This is a genomic window from bacterium (assembly GCA_016702305.1).
Lineage (GTDB): Bacteria > Electryoneota > RPQS01 > RPQS01 > RPQS01 > JABWCQ01.
In genome coordinates, this window is record JADJEH010000001.1 from 654,475 (window position 1) to 669,796 (window position 15,322).

The 15,322-nt window shown below is 59.1% G+C and carries 11 protein-coding genes; all 11 read left to right on the top strand.

Annotated features, from left to right (window positions below; translation table 11 throughout):
• Positions 1 to 175 precede the first annotated feature (175 nt).
• The 11 genes from IPH10_02670 to ruvB all read left to right on the top strand — a co-directional run bounded on the left by IPH10_02670 (position 176) and on the right by ruvB (position 15,314).
• Positions 176 to 3,868 (top strand): T9SS type A sorting domain-containing protein, encoded by a 3,693-nt coding sequence (locus IPH10_02670; protein MBK6909826.1) that lies wholly within the window; start codon positions 176 to 178, stop codon positions 3,866 to 3,868.
• A 64-nt stretch (positions 3,869 to 3,932) separates the two neighbouring features.
• The gene (locus IPH10_02675) at positions 3,933 to 4,325 is read left to right on the top strand and encodes an HTH domain-containing protein (GenBank protein ID MBK6909827.1); all 393 of its coding nucleotides are present in this window, start codon (positions 3,933 to 3,935) and stop codon (positions 4,323 to 4,325) included.
• 12 nt (positions 4,326 to 4,337) lie between these two features.
• Complete coding sequence (gene hutH / locus IPH10_02680) at positions 4,338 to 5,903, top strand: histidine ammonia-lyase (protein MBK6909828.1); 1,566 nt, start codon at positions 4,338 to 4,340, stop codon at positions 5,901 to 5,903.
• A gap of 54 nt (positions 5,904 to 5,957) precedes the next feature.
• Positions 5,958 to 6,605, top strand: a complete 648-nt coding sequence (locus IPH10_02685) for a carboxymuconolactone decarboxylase family protein (GenBank protein ID MBK6909829.1) — start codon at positions 5,958 to 5,960, stop codon at positions 6,603 to 6,605.
• 109 nt (positions 6,606 to 6,714) lie between these two features.
• Positions 6,715 to 8,658: a molecular chaperone DnaK gene (gene dnaK / locus IPH10_02690; protein MBK6909830.1), complete on the top strand. Its 1,944-nt coding sequence runs from the start codon at positions 6,715 to 6,717 to the stop codon at positions 8,656 to 8,658.
• Between the two features lie 716 nt (positions 8,659 to 9,374).
• Complete coding sequence (clpB, locus tag IPH10_02695) at positions 9,375 to 11,945, top strand: ATP-dependent chaperone ClpB (protein ID MBK6909831.1); 2,571 nt, start codon at positions 9,375 to 9,377, stop codon at positions 11,943 to 11,945.
• A 68-nt stretch (positions 11,946 to 12,013) separates the two neighbouring features.
• Positions 12,014 to 12,421 (top strand): cobalamin B12-binding domain-containing protein, encoded by a 408-nt coding sequence (locus tag IPH10_02700; protein ID MBK6909832.1) that lies wholly within the window; start codon positions 12,014 to 12,016, stop codon positions 12,419 to 12,421.
• Positions 12,422 to 12,454: 33 nt separating this feature from the next.
• Positions 12,455 to 13,204, top strand: a complete 750-nt coding sequence (locus IPH10_02705; protein ID MBK6909833.1) for a YebC/PmpR family DNA-binding transcriptional regulator — start codon at positions 12,455 to 12,457, stop codon at positions 13,202 to 13,204.
• Positions 13,204 to 13,716: a crossover junction endodeoxyribonuclease RuvC gene (ruvC, locus tag IPH10_02710; GenBank protein MBK6909834.1), complete on the top strand. Its 513-nt coding sequence runs from the start codon at positions 13,204 to 13,206 to the stop codon at positions 13,714 to 13,716. The genes IPH10_02705 and ruvC overlap by 1 nt, the downstream gene beginning before the upstream one ends.
• On the top strand, positions 13,713 to 14,294 hold the full coding sequence (ruvA, locus tag IPH10_02715; GenBank protein MBK6909835.1) for a Holliday junction branch migration protein RuvA: 582 nt from the start codon (positions 13,713 to 13,715) through the stop codon (positions 14,292 to 14,294). Before ruvC ends, ruvA begins: the two co-directional genes overlap by 4 nt.
• A complete protein-coding gene (gene ruvB, locus IPH10_02720; protein MBK6909836.1) occupies positions 14,295 to 15,314 on the top strand; it encodes a Holliday junction branch migration DNA helicase RuvB in 1,020 nt (339 codons plus the stop codon).
• Positions 15,315 to 15,322: the final 8 nt, after the last annotated feature.

Consider the following 15,322-nt stretch of genomic DNA (forward strand, 5'->3'; position numbering starts at 1 on the left):
AAGCAAATTGGCCGCCCGAACAACACCCGCGCCAGTGTGTCAAGCCATTGCAAAATACGGACTTCTCGGGCCGGAAGTCAAGCTAATACCGGTTTTTTCGTGGCCGTTTCCGGCATCAACCCCAGAGCTCAGAGCATACTTAATACAGTCCGAGGTCTAAATTTGCAGGTGTCACATGAATCGTAAGCTCTTCTTCCAGGCTGTACTTCCGGCGATTCTTGCCCTTGCGGCTGCCGCCATCGGGCAGACCGTGCCCTATGGTCTGTATCCCGATGCCGAGTTTTCTCCCGATTTCGAACTGGTCCAGCAAGACGACGACGTCGTCCAGTTCGCACTCCACATGACCCGGCTCCAGCCGACCGGAACGATTGATCTCAACGTCAAACAGCCCGGCACGTGGGGCGAGATGAACCCCACCGGCCGCCTGATGCCCCGTTTCACGTTTTTCCTGTCCGTACCGGCGACCGGAAACGCGTCCTACCAGATAGATAGTTGGACCACTTTGTCGCGCACTGCGACTGTCCGGACAATTCCCGAAAATGCGCCTGACCTGCCCAGCATCGAGTTGGGGGACATCGGCATTTTCGGCGGCGTTCGCCTCTTGCCGGTCACGATTCGTCCGATTGACTACACCAACGGTCAGAACGTCTGTCAGGTGCTGCAGGACGCGACCATCAGTATTCATTTTGACAGCCAGCCGGGTGATAATCCGCTCAGCTCGGTGAGACCCGCATTCTCAGAAACGTGGCGATCGGTGTTGCAAGCTGTCGTGATGAACTGGCAACAGATTCCCAATATCCTCGTGCGCGAACCGTCGCACATGCTGGTCGTTGTCCCCAATTCGTTCATCACTCCGCTCGAAGATTATTTCAATGCCAAACGGCAACTGGGAATTGAGCTGACCATCGTTCCGACGTCCGAGATTGCCGACGGCGACGGCACCGCCCTGCGCAATCGGCTGCTGACGGAGATTGGAAACAGCTCGCCGCGAATTGACCACGTTGAGCTGATCGGCGACGAGACGCAGATTCCCGTACACTATCAGTTCACGGACGATCCGGTGTCGCGCTTCAGTGACGCGACCTTCCCCGGCAACTTCACGAACGAAGGCTTCTTCACGCAGCTTGAAGGGTCGGACTTCTTCCCGGACATCTTCCTTGGCCGCTGGCCCGTGAACAATCAGCTCGAAGCGCGCAACGTTGCCGCGCGCACGATGAACCACGAACTGGATCTTTTTCACAGCGATTCCACGCGCTTCGAGCGCTGCGTCGTCTCCGCTGACAACTCCGAGGATTCGCAGCAGCAGACGATTGCCCACGCCCGCGAAATGATGCTGGCCGAAGGCTTTGAGACCGTGGACACCGTCTATGCCAACGACAATCCCGGCCCTCAGCTCATGATTCAGCTCGTCAACAGCGGCGTCACATTTGTGAACCATCGCGGTTCCGGCTGGAATCAAGGTTGGGCGGGGATCAACTTCTACGTCTCGTCTGTTGACCTCGTGCAAAATCCCGGAGAGTTGGCAGTCGTCACCGGAATCGGCTGCGGCGTCGGCAAATTCGACGCCCCCGACGACCAGTGTTTCGGCGAAAAATGGATGACCATCGGTACGGTCAACTCGCCGCGCGGCGCCGTTGGCTTCATTGGCCCGTGCTGGAACACGCATACGGTCTACAACGACGTGCTCGATACGTCTTTGTACCGCGCCATCCTCGACTACAACATTGACCAACTGGCCGCCGCGCTGGTTACCGGAAAGATGTTCGCCTGGGCTACCTTCGCCGATTTTCATGAAGAACAAGCCGTCGAAGAGATCAGCGGCGTCATGATGCGCCAGTACCTTGTGCTGAGCGATCCCAGTTTGCAGCTCTATACGGATTTGCCGCACCGCCTGCCGATTACCATGCCATCCGCCGTGCCTGCCGGACCGTACAACTTCCCGGTCACGATTACCGACGGATTTTCGACCGATGCGGACAGCCTGATGGTGTCGTTTTGGTCAGCGAATGGCGAACTTTCATCGCACATGATCCCGGCCTTGGCAGGCGAGTGGAGCGTTCCGGTCAATTTCGATTTCGGTGCCGACGTTTTGGCAACGGTTTCCGGACACAATGTACTAACCCGTCAGTGGCCAATTACGGTCGCGCCGAACGGACCGTATCTCGTGCATGACGGCTTGGCTTTTTCAGATGCGCAAGGCAACGGCGACGGCCGGATCCAGCCGGGCGAGACGATTACGCTGGTTGACACGGTCCGCAATATCGGCTCCGAAATGGCCTTGTCCGTGGTCGGGACGCTGACCGCTCCGCAGGAATTCATCGGCATCTCACAGGACCTCGGCATGTACGGCAATGTCGCGCAAAACGCGGCAGCCGTGGGCACTCCTGCCTATGTCTTAAGCGTCGAGCCGGAGTATCGCGGCAACAACTTTCTGCTGGACTTGACCTATGCCGGGGAAGGTCTGCCGTCCCGCTCCGATCAGCTTTTCCTGACGCTCTATTCACCTGAACTCGAACGGATCGGGCTGACGGTCGTAGACGGTGACAACGGACTGCTCGAACGTAATGAAGTCGCCGGACTCGTGTTCACGCTGCAGAACACGGGCAACGAGACTCTGGCCGCCGGGACACTCCAACTGGAGTCCGTCAGCGAGTACATCCTGATTCCTGATGGCAGTGCGGACATTCCAGCAATCGCGCCCGGCCAATCCTATACGCTGCCCGCCAATGCTGTGCAAGTCGGTGCGGCCTGGAATGCCCCAACCGCAACGCAGGTCACCATTGACGCCACGATCACGGCCGCGATGGGCACCTATACTTTCGAGCGCACCATGAGCCTGCCGCTGGTCCTCGGGCAAGTGGGACAGAATGATCCGATGGCCGGAATGGACGGGCTCTACTACCTGTATGATGACCTGGACACCGACTACGATCACGCGGCGGTCTATGACTGGTACGAAATCTCGCCGCAGGCCGGTGGCGCGGGTGTCGCGCTGCCCTTCAACACGAGTCACCAGACGTTCTCCGTGCCCGTGCCGTTCGATTACAATTATTTCGGAATGTCCTTCAATTCGCTCTCTGTTTCCACGGACGGCTGGGTCGCGCCGGGACTAACGGAAGCGGTAAGCTATGTGAACACTCCGCTGCCGTGGCAACAGGATTTTGTCAACGGCATGATCGGCGTGCTCTGGCAAGACCTCTGGTACTATTTCGGCGACGATGGCGACATCAGCTACTTCTATGATACCGCCGGTGATCGCTTCATCGTTGAGTGGTACGATATTGCCGATTGGGGTTCGGGCACTCACGACAATACGTTCCAGCTTCAGCTCCTGAATCCTGCGACGCACGGGACGCCGACCGGCGATGCGGAGTGGGTGTTCCTTTATCAGGCACTGGACATGCATACATCATCGGCCGGCGGTGCTACAATTGGCTACGAGTCGCTGGACGAATCCACCGGCGCTACGTATTATCATAACACGGCGTCCCCCGCGACCTCCGCACCGCTTGAGAACGGCCGCGCCCTCCGCCTCACGACCGCGCCGCCGTCGCTGCTCGATGCACCCGAAGCGCCCGGCGCTGTCCCGAGTGCTTTCGCGCTGCGGCAGAACTACCCGAATCCGTTCAACCCGGAGACGACCATTGAGTTCAGCCTGCCTGCTCAATCCGAGGTATCGCTCGATATCTTCGATGTGCTGGGCCGCAATGTGACTACCCTCGTCCATGCGTCCGTCTCCGCCGGAGTGCATCATATCGTGTGGGCGGGCCAAAGCCGCACCGGTGTGAGTGTCCCAAGCGGCATCTATTTTTACCGGCTGGCAACGCCTGATTTTGTCGAAACGCGGCGCATGCTGCTGCTGCGCTAATCACTCTCGGCCTGCCGCCCTTATCTGATCGTCATTTTCATCTTAACATAGGAACGCACCTGTAATGGCTAAGAAGTGGACCCCTTCTGAAGAAAAGTACCTGCTGGAGAATTACGGCAAGGTGCCCATGGCCGAGCTTGCCGACCGCTTTGGCGTGACGCGTAAGGCGATCAGCGCCAAGCTCGACAAACTGCGCCAAACCCACGGCATTGATCCCGTCGGAGCGCGCGAGCGTGCTACGGCGCGCCAACGCCGACAAGCACAGCTCAATGAAAAAGTCCCGCAGACCGGCGGTGCGATTCCGCGCAAGATTCCGCCCGTCGGCGTGATTGCGCACCCGCAAGTTGATAACCTGCCGTCCCTCGAACCCGCCGGTTTCGCCGCGACCAGCAATGTTGTGAAAACGGCCCAGGGTTGGCAGCCGTTGATGGTCAGCAAAAAGAAGATTACCCGCTAAGCACCTTCTCCCGTGGATCTTTCTATTGACGGCCATTCACTGACGCTCGAAGCCATTGAGCGCGTCAGTCGTGGCGCAACTGTCGGTCTGGCCGGACATGCCCGGCCGCAAATTGAAGCCGCCCGCGTGTGGATCGCACGGCTGGAACAGGCCGGACCGGATGCGCGCGTCGTGTACGGTATCAACACCGGCTTCGGCAGTCTGAAGAGCGAGCGCTTCTCCGTGCATGATGCACGCCGAGTGTCGCGTAACTTGATTATCTCGCATTGCAGCGGCACGGGCGTCCCGTTTTCAGAACAGGTTGTGCGTGCCGCGACTGTTTTGCGGGCCAACGCGCTCGCGCAAGGACGCTCGGGAGTACGCCCCATCGTCATTGAAACGCTGCTGGAACTGCTGAATCGCGGCGTCGTTCCCGTCGTGCCGTCACAAGGTTCGCTCGGTGCGTCAGGTGATCTGGCGCCGCTGTCCCACTTGGCCGCGGTGATTTCGCGCGATCCGGATATTGCCAGTGACGAGTCCAGCGGCGAAGCGTGGTATCAAGGTGAGCGTGTGAGTGGGGCGGAGGCCATGCGCCGCGCTGGACTCGAACGCTTAGTTCTCGAGGCCAAGGAAGGGCTGGCGCTCAATAATGGTGTGCAGTTCATGTGCGCCGTCTCGGTGCTGACTCTGCTCGAAGCCGAGCGCCTGCTCAAACTGCATGATGTTTCCTTGGCGATGCACCTCGATGCGGCCTGTTGCGTGCGCACAGCGTTCGATCCGCGCATCGCCGGGTTGCGCAAGTACGCGGGGCAGCGCACGGTGGCCGGCAATGTTCTCAGCCTACTCGAAGGCAGCACCTCGACCGATAGCGATCCGCAGCGCATCCAGGACGCCTACTCCCTGCGCTGTTCGCCGCAAATCGCCGGAGCCGTCCGCGATGGACTAAAACATGTACGCGCCGGGTTGGAAATCGAAGTTAACTCGGTGACGGATAATCCGCTTGTCTTCGCCGAGGATGATCAGGTGATCTCCGGCGGCAATTTCCACGGTGATCCCGTGGGATTGCCTGTGGACTACATGAAGATCGTGCTCACGGAACTGGGCAATCTGGTCGAGCGCAGAGTATCACGCTTGATGGATCGCCATTTGAACCACGGCCTACCGCCCTATCTGGCTGCCCGGCCCGGCATTGATTCGGGCTTGATGATGGCAAGCTACACGGCGGCCGCCTTGGCCAGCGAAAACAAAGTGCTGGCACACCCCGCTTCGATTGATACAATCCCGACCTCCGAGAATCAGGAAGACATCGTCTCGATGGGCACGCACGGCGCCCGGCAGGCCGCGGAGATTCTTGGTAACGTGCAGAAGATTGTTGCCATAGAATTCCTTTGCGCCACGCAGGCGCTCCACGTCCGGCACAAACTTTCGCCGCATCTGCATTATGGCAAAGGCACGCAGGCGGCCTGGGAGTGCATGCGCACCCAGATTCAGCCACTGATCCGTGATCGCTATGTCGCTGATGACATCGCCAAGTCCATTGAGCTGGTTAAGTCCGGTGAATTGCTGAGTGCGGTCACATCCGTGGTTAACCTGGCCTGATCCCTTTGCGCTGGGCGGGGACTTCGTGCAGCAATTCCCGCCGGTGCCTGAGCAATGCAAAACCACCCATTCTGGACCCTTATCGAAACACACGCCGAGCAGGAGCAGCTACTCCTGCTCGCCGCGCTCTCGGTGCTCTGGTTGAAACCGCAGGATCCGTTGGCCCGCGCAATTGTCGTCCGCTATCGCGAACGTCAGTACTCGATTGAGGCGTTGCGTGAGGCGGCCCTGCAATTATTCCTGTTGGCGGGTTTTCAGGCGTCGCTCGAAGCCGCCTTCATGATTCACGATGTCTATGGCAACGGCCTGCCCGCGCATTCGGATGAGCTGATTGATCTGCCGCCGATGGGGACGTTCGAACGCGGCTGGTCCCTGCAAGCCGAAGTCTATCGCGGCAATGTTGAGAAATTGCGCCTCAATCTCGAGGGGATCAGCCCGGAGTTGTCGCGCTGGACGGTCTGGATCGGCTATGGTCTGGTGATGTCCAGACCGGGTATTCCGGCAGCGTGGCGCGAGTTATTGGAGATCGCGGTCTTGTCGGTCATGGGTTTTCCCCGGCAGCTCTTTTCTCACCTGAAAGGAGCGCTAAACCTCGGTGCCACGGCCACGGAAGTCGAGTTATCTCTGAGTGTTGCTGAGCTGGTAACCTCGCCCGAGGCTCTCCGGCCCGCCTGGCAGATGTGGCGCCGGATTGACAAGTAGACTCTGACAAATTGGCAGAAATTTCTGGCAGACTCAAAACTGAGTCTGCCGTTTTCTATTTGTAAATTATTACTTTAGATAACTGGTATGCCCCTTGCCTTAATAGATGATGCATTACTCGAAGTTTGAAGCTACTCATACAAGGACTCCGCACATGTCGAAAATCATTGGAATTGACCTCGGTACCACCAACTCCTGCGTCTCTGTCATCGAGGGCGGCGAGCCGGTGGTCATCCCCAACAGCGAAGGCGCGCGCACCACGCCGTCCATTGTCGCGTTCTCGAAAACCGGCGAGCGACTCGTCGGCGCGGCGGCCAAACGTCAGGCCGTCACCAATCCCAAGAAAACCATTTACTCCATCAAGCGCTTCATGGGCCGCCGTCGTGACGAGGTCGAGCACGAAATGAAGCTCGTGCCCTACGAACTCGTCGGCGGGTCGGGGCTGGCGCGTGTCAAAATCGAAGACAAGGAATATACGCCCGCCGAAATCTCGGCCATGATTCTGCAAAAGATGAAGCAGACGGCCGAAGATTATTTGGGCGAAAAGGTGCACAAGGCCGTGATTACCGTGCCCGCGTATTTCAACGACGCGCAGCGCCAGGCGACCAAGGACGCCGGCGAGGTAGCGGGTCTGGAAGTCGTGCGCATTATCAACGAGCCGACCGCGGCGGCGTTGGCTTATGGTCTTGACAAAGAACACAAGGACGAAAAAATCGCCGTCTATGACTTGGGTGGCGGCACGTTTGATATATCGATTCTCGAACTCGGTGACGGCGTCTTTGAAGTGAAATCCACGAACGGCGACACCCACTTGGGTGGCGACGACTGGGATCAGCGCCTGATTGATTTTCTCGCCGATGAATTCAAGAAGCTGGAAGGCATTGACCTGCGCAAGGACCCAATGGCGCTGCAGCGCTTGAAAGAAGCCGCTGAGAAGGCCAAAATCGAGGTCTCGGGCTCCTCGCAGACGCAGGTGAATCTGCCATTTATCACAGCGACCGCCGACGGCCCGAAGCACTTGGACATTGTGGTTACGCGCGCGAAATTCCAAGAGCTGACCGAAGACCTCGTGCAGCGTTCGATCACGCCGGTGCGCAAAGCCCTGGCCGATGCGGGTATGCGTCCGTCGGATATTGACGAGGTGATCCTGGTCGGCGGTTCAACGCGCATGCCGCGCATTATCGAAGTCGTCAAAGAGTTCTTCGGCAAGGAGCCGCATCGCGGTGTGAACCCGGATGAAGTCGTGGCGGTCGGTGCCGCGATTCAGGGCGGTATTCTGGCCGGCGATGTCAAGGATGTCTTGCTGCTCGACGTAACGCCGCTGTCGCTCGGTATCGAGACGATGGGTGGCGTGATGACCAAGCTCATCGAGTCGAACACCACGATTCCCACGCGCAAAACGGAAGTCTTCTCAACGGCCAGCGATTCACAGCCGTCAGTCGAGATTCACGTCTTGCAGGGCGAGCGCCCGATGGCCGTGGACAACAAGACGATTGGCCGCTTCACGCTCGACGGGATTCCACCCGCGCCGCGCGGCATTCCGCAGATTGAAGTGACGTTCGACATTGACGCCAACGGCATTCTGTCGGTGCACGCCAAGGACAAGGCCACCAACAAGGAGCAGTCCATCAAGATCACGCACTCGAGCGGTCTGTCGAAGGAAGAGATCGAGCGCATGAAGAGCGATGCCAAGTCGCATGCCGACGAGGACAAGAAGCGCCGCGAAGAGGTGGACATTCGCAATGCCGCCGACGCGCTGGTGTTCCAGACCGAGCGGCAAATGAAGGAACTCGAAGAAAAACTCGGCGCCGACAACAAGGCCAAGCTCGAAGCGGCCGTCGGTCGCGTGAAGGAAGCGCTCAAGGGTTCGAGCATCAACGAAGTCAAGAGCGCGACCGAAGACCTGTCGAGCGTCTGGCAGCAGATCGCGCCGTCGCTCTATCAGGACGCACAGCAAGGCCAGCCCACCGGCGCGCCCGAAGAATCCACCACCACCGAAGAGCCGCGCACCGAAAGCGCCGACTACGAAGTCGTGGATGATAAGAAGAAGTAAACATCCCCTGGCGGGCCGAAAGGCCCGCGGGTTGGCGCCCAGCTTGCTGGGCAAAATCCCAGCCGCGCTTCCAATACGATTTCACAAACTTAGAGGTAAAATCGGTTCGCACATTTCGTTACAATTGCCGAAACAGGGCAAGTCATGAGGGGACTGATGTCAGAGATAGGTGATCTGCCATGTTGGTGGAAGTTCACAGTATGATTTGTCGAAGGGGGATTGTAATCATGCCGTCGGGACGGTTAGGCCGAAATGTCTAGCACAGCTGCCCTTGGGCGAATGCATTCAAGGCGAAATCAACCGTAGAGATAATCAAGTTCCAAAATACACCCGGAACAAAATTCTGGCAAGACGACTTTCATGATCGAATCATTCGCAACGAAGAAGAACGAAACAGAATTGCTGAGTATATTCGTTTGAATCCAATCCGCTGGGGAGAAGATTCAGAAAACCCAGCCATGTCAAGCTGACCGCAGCTCGAATGTAGCGCCCAGCTTGCTGGGCAAAAACCCCCGTAACAGTCGGTAATTTCAAGGTGCGTTGAGGATGTTTGGGGTATTTTGCCCGCGAACGCGGGCGCTACAGGAGGCAAAACGGCGCTCTAACTTCTTCGCACCCCATTTCACAACCCTAAAACCAACTTCACTAAACACAACTACTCCCGTTCCGCCAATTGTTAGGATTGAACGCAAAAACAGCAGCTTGGGGGACACCACATGAACATAGATCAATGGACCATTAAGGCGCAGGAAGCGCTGCAAGCGGCGCAGGCGATTGCGCGGGATCAGAGTCATCAGGCGCTGACGCCGCTGCATTTGCTCGGCGGCATGCTGCGCGACAGCGAAGGGATTGCCGCCGAAATTCTGGGCAAGCTCGGCAAGAATGCCGACGACGTGCGCCGCTTGGTGGATGTTGAAATCGCCACGATGCCGCGCGTCACGGGCTCCGTGGGTTCCACGTATCTTGCGCCGGAAACGTCGCAGCTGTTCGAGCGCGCACTGAAAGAAATGAGCGACCTCGGCGATGAGTTCCTGTCCGTCGAGCATCTGCTGCTCGCGCTCACGTCCGGTGAGGACGACGCCGCGAAGTTCCTGAAGGAGTCGCGGATTTCGCATGCGGACGTCTTGAAAGCGATGAAGGACCTGCGCGGCGGTCAGCGTGTCAAGGATCAAACTCCCGAGGACAAATACCGCGCGCTGGACAAGTACGGCCGCGACTTGACGGAACTTGCACGGCGAGGCAAGCTCGATCCGGTCATCGGCCGCGACGAAGAGATCCGCCGCGTGCTGCAGGTGCTCACGCGCCGCACGAAGAACAACCCCGTGCTGATCGGCGAGCCCGGAGTGGGGAAGACCGCCATCGCGGAAGGCCTCGCACAGCGCATCGTGGCGGGCGACGTGCCCGAATCGCTCAAGAACAAACGCGTCGTCACGCTCGATTTGGGCAGCCTCGTGGCCGGTGCGAAGTATCGCGGTGAATTCGAAGAGCGGCTCAAGGCCGTGCTCAAGGAAGTCACGAGCGCGGAAGGCGCAATCATCCTGTTCATCGACGAAATGCACCAGTTGGTCGGCGCAGGCAAAACCGACGGCGCGATGGACGCGTCGAATCTGCTCAAGCCCGCCTTGGCGCGCGGTGAGCTGCACTGCGTTGGTGCGACCACGATTGACGAATACCGCAAGCACATCGAGAAGGATGCCGCACTCGAACGCCGCTTTCAGCCGATTATGGTTCTGGAGCCGTCGGTCGAGGACATGATCTCGATTCTGCGCGGTCTGAAAGAGAAGTACGAAGTGCACCACGGTGTGCGCATCACCGATGCCGCGCTGATTGCGGCCGCGCAATTGGCCGACCGCTACATCACCGACCGCTTCATGCCCGATAAGGCCATTGACCTGATTGACGAAGCGGCATCGAAGCTGCGTCTGGAAATTGACTCAATGCCCGATGAGATTGACGCGCTCGTACGCAAAATCCGCCAGCTCGAAATCGAGAAGGTGGCCGTCGCCCGCGAGAAAGACGCAGCCTCGCAGGAGCGCCTGACCGCAATTGACGATGAGTTAGGCAAGCTCAAAAGCGCCGAGAAGACGCTGCGCCGCCAATGGGAGCAGGAGAAGCAGGTCATTCAGCAAAGCCGCCAGATCAAGGAGCAGATCGAGCAGGCAAAACTCGACGAGCAGAAGGCCGAACGGATGGGCGATCTGGGTAAGGTCTCCGAGATTCGCTATGGGCTGTTGCGCGAACTGGAACGCAAACTCGAACGCGCGCAGGAGGATTTGGCGCGTTTGCAAACGTCGCAAGCGCTGCTGAAGGAAGAGGTCAGCGAGGATGACATCGCCGAAGTGGTTGCGAAGTGGACCGGGATACCGGTCTCGCGCATGCTGGAAGGCGAGCGCGAGAAACTGCTGCACATTGAAGAACGGCTGCACGGCCGAATTGTCGGGCAAGACGTGGCAGTACATGCCGTCGCGGCAGCGATTCGTCGAGGCCGCGCCGGGCTATCCGAAGAGAACAAGCCGATCGGCAGCTTCCTGTTCCTCGGGCCAACCGGAGTCGGGAAGACCGAACTGGCACGAGCGCTGAGTGAGTTCTTGTTTAATGACGAGCATGCCATGATTCGCATTGACATGTCGGAGTACCAGGAGCGGCATACTGTATCGCGCTTGATCGGTGCGCCGCCCGGCTACGTCGGTCATGAGGAGGGCGGACAGCTCACCGAGGCCGTGCGTCGCCGTCCGTACAGCGTGCTGCTGCTCGACGAGATCGAAAAGGCGCATCCCGATGTGTGGAACATCCTGCTGCAAGTGCTTGACGACGGTCGCCTGACGGACTCGAAAGGGCGCACCGTGGATTTCAAGAACACGATTGTGATCATGACCTCAAACATCGGTTCAGACATCATCAGCGCCCGCGCCGAAGTGCTGGAGAGCAAGCGCGGTTATGAAGAGGTGCGGACCGAAGTGCTGGAATTGCTGAAGCGCTCGGTGCGGCCCGAGTTCCTGAATCGAATTGACGAGGTCCTGGTCTTCGGTGCGCTGACGCAGGCCGATCTGACGCGCATCCTCGACCTGCAATTGGCCGGGGCCACGCAGCGTCTCGCCAAGCAGCAGATCACACTGACCCTGTCGGCCGACGCTAAGGCGCTGATTCTCGCTCACGGCTACGACCCGGTCTTCGGGGCCCGCCCCATGAAGCGTGCGCTCCAGACCCTGCTGCTGAACCCACTGGCCGAGGAAATCCTGGCCGGAAAAGCGGTTTCGGGAGGTTTTTTTTGTATATTAGTCGCTTAGCTGGATAATTATATGCAATTTGCAATTACAACTGCCCCCCAGCCTCACTAATTCGTTAATCCCTTGTTATGGATCGAAAAATCAGAGTGTTAGTGGCCAAGCCCGGATTGGACGGCCACGACCGCGGCGCCAAAGTTATGGCAGCCGCTCTACGCGACGCCGGCATGGAGGTGATCTACACAGGCCTCCGCCAGACTCCCGACATGATCGTTACCGCCGCTATGCAGGAAGACGTGGACGTGGTGGCCCTGTCCATCCTGTCTGGCGCACACATGACATTTTTCCCCGCCGTGCTGAAGCTGATGCAGGAAAAAGGCATCGGCGATGTGCTGCTGACCGGCGGCGGCATCATCCCCAAATCGGATATGGAGACGCTTGAAGCACAAGGCGTCGGCAAACTGTTCGGGCCGGGTACGCCGACAACTGAACCCATCGAGTATATCCGCAACTGGGTGAGCCAGCACCGCGCCGCCTAATCATCGTTCCTTCACAACTTCAACCCATAGCGCATGTCCGGTCATAGTAAATGGGCGACGATCCGTCGCAAGAAAGAGAAGATAGACGCCGCCCGTGGCAAGGTCTTTACCAAGCTCATCCGGGAAATTCAAATCGCCGCGCGCATGGGCGGAGGTGATCCCAACTCCAACCCGCGACTGCGCACGGCCATTGACGCCGCCAAGGCCGCGAATATGCCCGCCGCGAATCTCGACCGCGCCGTTAAGAAAGGCGCAGGAGAACTCGACGGACAGGCTATGGAAGAGGTGGTGTACGAGGGCTACGGTCCGTCGGGTGTTGCCATTTTGATCGAGTGCGCGACCGACAACCGCAATCGCACGGTCGGCGAAATCCGCGCCGTCTTCAACAAACGCGGCGGCAGCATGGCCGAAGCCGGGTCCGTCGGCTGGATGTTTGAACGGCTGGGCTATCTGTCGCTCGACTTGTCGCAAGGCGATGAGGACGAGATGATGGAAATTGCCCTCGATGCCGGAGCGTCCGATGTCAAAAGCGACGGCGAGATGTGGGAGGTCTTCTGCGCGACCAGCGACCTGTACATCGTCAAAGGCGGAATCGAAGCCAAAGGCAAGAAAGTGGACTCGGCGGAACTCTCGTTCATTGCCAAAACCACCACGCGCGTGGAAGAGGCAGGTGCCGCGAAGTCGGTCTTGGGTCTCATCGAAGCGCTTGAAGAGCTTGACGACGTGCAAAACGTCTATTCAAACTATGACATGGACGACGAGCTGATCGAGAGCATTGTCTGATGGCTGAATCAGTCGAGACCATTCTCGGCATTGATCCCGGGCTAACCTGCACGGGGTGGGGGATCATTCGGAAGTCGGCAAGCAAGTTGATCTACGTCGCCAGCGGCCGCCTGCGCACGAAACCTGCCCAGCCGATGCCGGAACGGTTGAGTTTCCTTTACGGTGAGATATCCTCGCTGTGCCAGTCGCATCAGGTGACGCGCGGCGCGGTGGAAGCAGGCTACGTGGGAACGGGCGCGCTATCGGCGCTGAAACTCGGCCAAGCGCGCGCCTGTGCCGTGCTGGCAATTCAACAGGCGACGGGCCGTGTCCAGGACATAGCCCCGCGCGAAGTGAAGTTGGCCGTGACGGGCAGCGGCGGCAGCTCCAAACAGCAGGTCGGCTATATGGTCGGTCAAATGCTGGGACTCGAGTTTGACCGCGGCGAAGAAGACATCTCGGACGCGCTGGCCATTGCCATTGCCGCGGCCGCGGTGCGAAGCAATAAATTGCTGGCGGCGTTGGCGCGATGATCGAATTTGTGCGCGGCAAACTGGCCGCAAAGGCGCCGGCCGAGGCCGTCGTGGATGTTCACGGAGTCGCCTTCGGCCTGCGGATTTCGCTGACCACGTTTGATCAACTGCCGTCGGTGGGCAGCGAGGTTACGTTGTGGACGCGGTTGCACGTGCGCGAAGAGCAGTTTGAACTCTACGGATTTGCGGCGCGGGAAGAGCGCTGGGTGTTTGAAGAGCTGATCGGCGTGAACGGCGTCGGACCGAAGCTCGCCTTAACGCTCTTGTCGGGCCTGCCTGCGGATAAACTGCGTGAGACAATAGGCGGCGGAGACGCGGCTCGACTCAAGACCGTGCGCGGTATCGGCGCAAAGATCGCCGACCGCATCGTGCTCGAATTGGGCAAGAAGTTTTCCGGCGCCACGGCCGACTTTGTGCCGTCAGTCACCAGCGGCGGATCGGTCCTGCTGCAAGTGCGGCAGGCGCTGCAAGCCCTCGGCTTGACGCCCGCCGAAATTGACAAAAGCCTCGATGCGGCGCGTGCGCAGAATATCGAGTCGGTCGAAGAGATTATCAAATTTTCCCTGCGCAAGGCCTAAATGCCGCGACTGATCGAACCCGTGTTGCAGGAAGAAGAGCAGCTTGTTGAACTGGGGCTTAGGCCGACCAGTTTCAGCGAGTTCGTCGGTCAGCAGCGCGTCAAGGAACAGTTGGAGATTTTCCTGCAGGCGGCCCGGGAACGCGGCGAAGCGCTCGACCATGTGCTGCTGTATGGACCGCCGGGTCTGGGCAAGACGACGCTGGCGCATTTGATCGCGCGGGAAATGAAATCGCAAATCCGTGTGACGACCGGCCCGGTGCTCGACCGTCCCGCCGATCTGGCCGGACTGCTGACGAATTTGCAGCACAGCGACGTTCTTTTCATAGACGAGATTCACCGCGTCAATGCAACGGTTGAAGAGTATCTATATCCCGCGCTGGAAGATTTCCGGCTGGATATTCTGATTGACAAAGGTCCGGCGGCGCGTACGCTGCAGCTCAATCTTAACAAATTCACGCTTGTCGGCGCGACGACTCGCGCGGGGCTGCTCACGTCGCCGTTGCGTTCACGCTTCGGTGTCACACTTCGGCTCGACTACTACTCCGCCGAGGAGTTGGTGGACATTCTGCGGCGTACGGCCCATTTGATGAGCGTCGCTTGCACGGAAGACGGTCTGCGCGAGATCGCGGGCCGCTCGCGCGGCACACCGCGCGTTGCCAATCGGCTGCTGCGGCGCGTGCGCGACGTGGCACAGGTTCGCGGCGCCGAGCGCGTGACGCCGGAATTGGCGAACGAAGCGCTGCGGCTTCTGGAAATCGACGACTATGGCCTCGACGATCTGGACAAACGGTTGATGCTCGCCCTGCTGGAGAAATTCCGCGGCGGGCCCGTCGGACTCGGGACGCTGGCTGTTACCGTCGGCGAAGATGAAGGCACGCTCGAAGAGCTGTGCGAGCCATATTTGATTCGACAAGGCTTTCTCGAACGAACGTCGCGCGGGCGGCAAGCCACTGCGCGCGCGTTCGAGCACTTCGGCATCCGCAACGCGCGGTCCGCCGATCAAACCAGATTATTGTAATAACACAC

Excerpts from the sequence above, each read along its gene's own strand:
- IPH10_02670 (MBK6909826.1), top strand. The coding sequence starts at position 176 with ATGAATCGTAAGCTCTTCTTCCAGGCTGTACTTCCGGCGATTCTTGCC.
- IPH10_02675 (MBK6909827.1), top strand. The coding sequence starts at position 3,933 with ATGGCTAAGAAGTGGACCCCTTCTGAAGAAAAGTACCTGCTGGAGAAT.
- IPH10_02685 (MBK6909829.1), top strand. The coding sequence starts at position 5,958 with ATGCAAAACCACCCATTCTGGACCCTTATCGAAACACACGCCGAGCAG.
- dnaK (MBK6909830.1), top strand. The coding sequence starts at position 6,715 with ATGCATTACTCGAAGTTTGAAGCTACTCATACAAGGACTCCGCACATG.
- clpB (MBK6909831.1), top strand. The coding sequence starts at position 9,375 with ATGAACATAGATCAATGGACCATTAAGGCGCAGGAAGCGCTGCAAGCG.
- IPH10_02700 (MBK6909832.1), top strand. The coding sequence starts at position 12,014 with ATGGATCGAAAAATCAGAGTGTTAGTGGCCAAGCCCGGATTGGACGGC.
- IPH10_02705 (MBK6909833.1), top strand. The coding sequence starts at position 12,455 with ATGTCCGGTCATAGTAAATGGGCGACGATCCGTCGCAAGAAAGAGAAG.
- ruvC (MBK6909834.1), top strand. The coding sequence starts at position 13,204 with ATGGCTGAATCAGTCGAGACCATTCTCGGCATTGATCCCGGGCTAACC.
- ruvA (MBK6909835.1), top strand. The coding sequence starts at position 13,713 with ATGATCGAATTTGTGCGCGGCAAACTGGCCGCAAAGGCGCCGGCCGAG.
- ruvB (MBK6909836.1), top strand. The coding sequence starts at position 14,295 with ATGCCGCGACTGATCGAACCCGTGTTGCAGGAAGAAGAGCAGCTTGTT.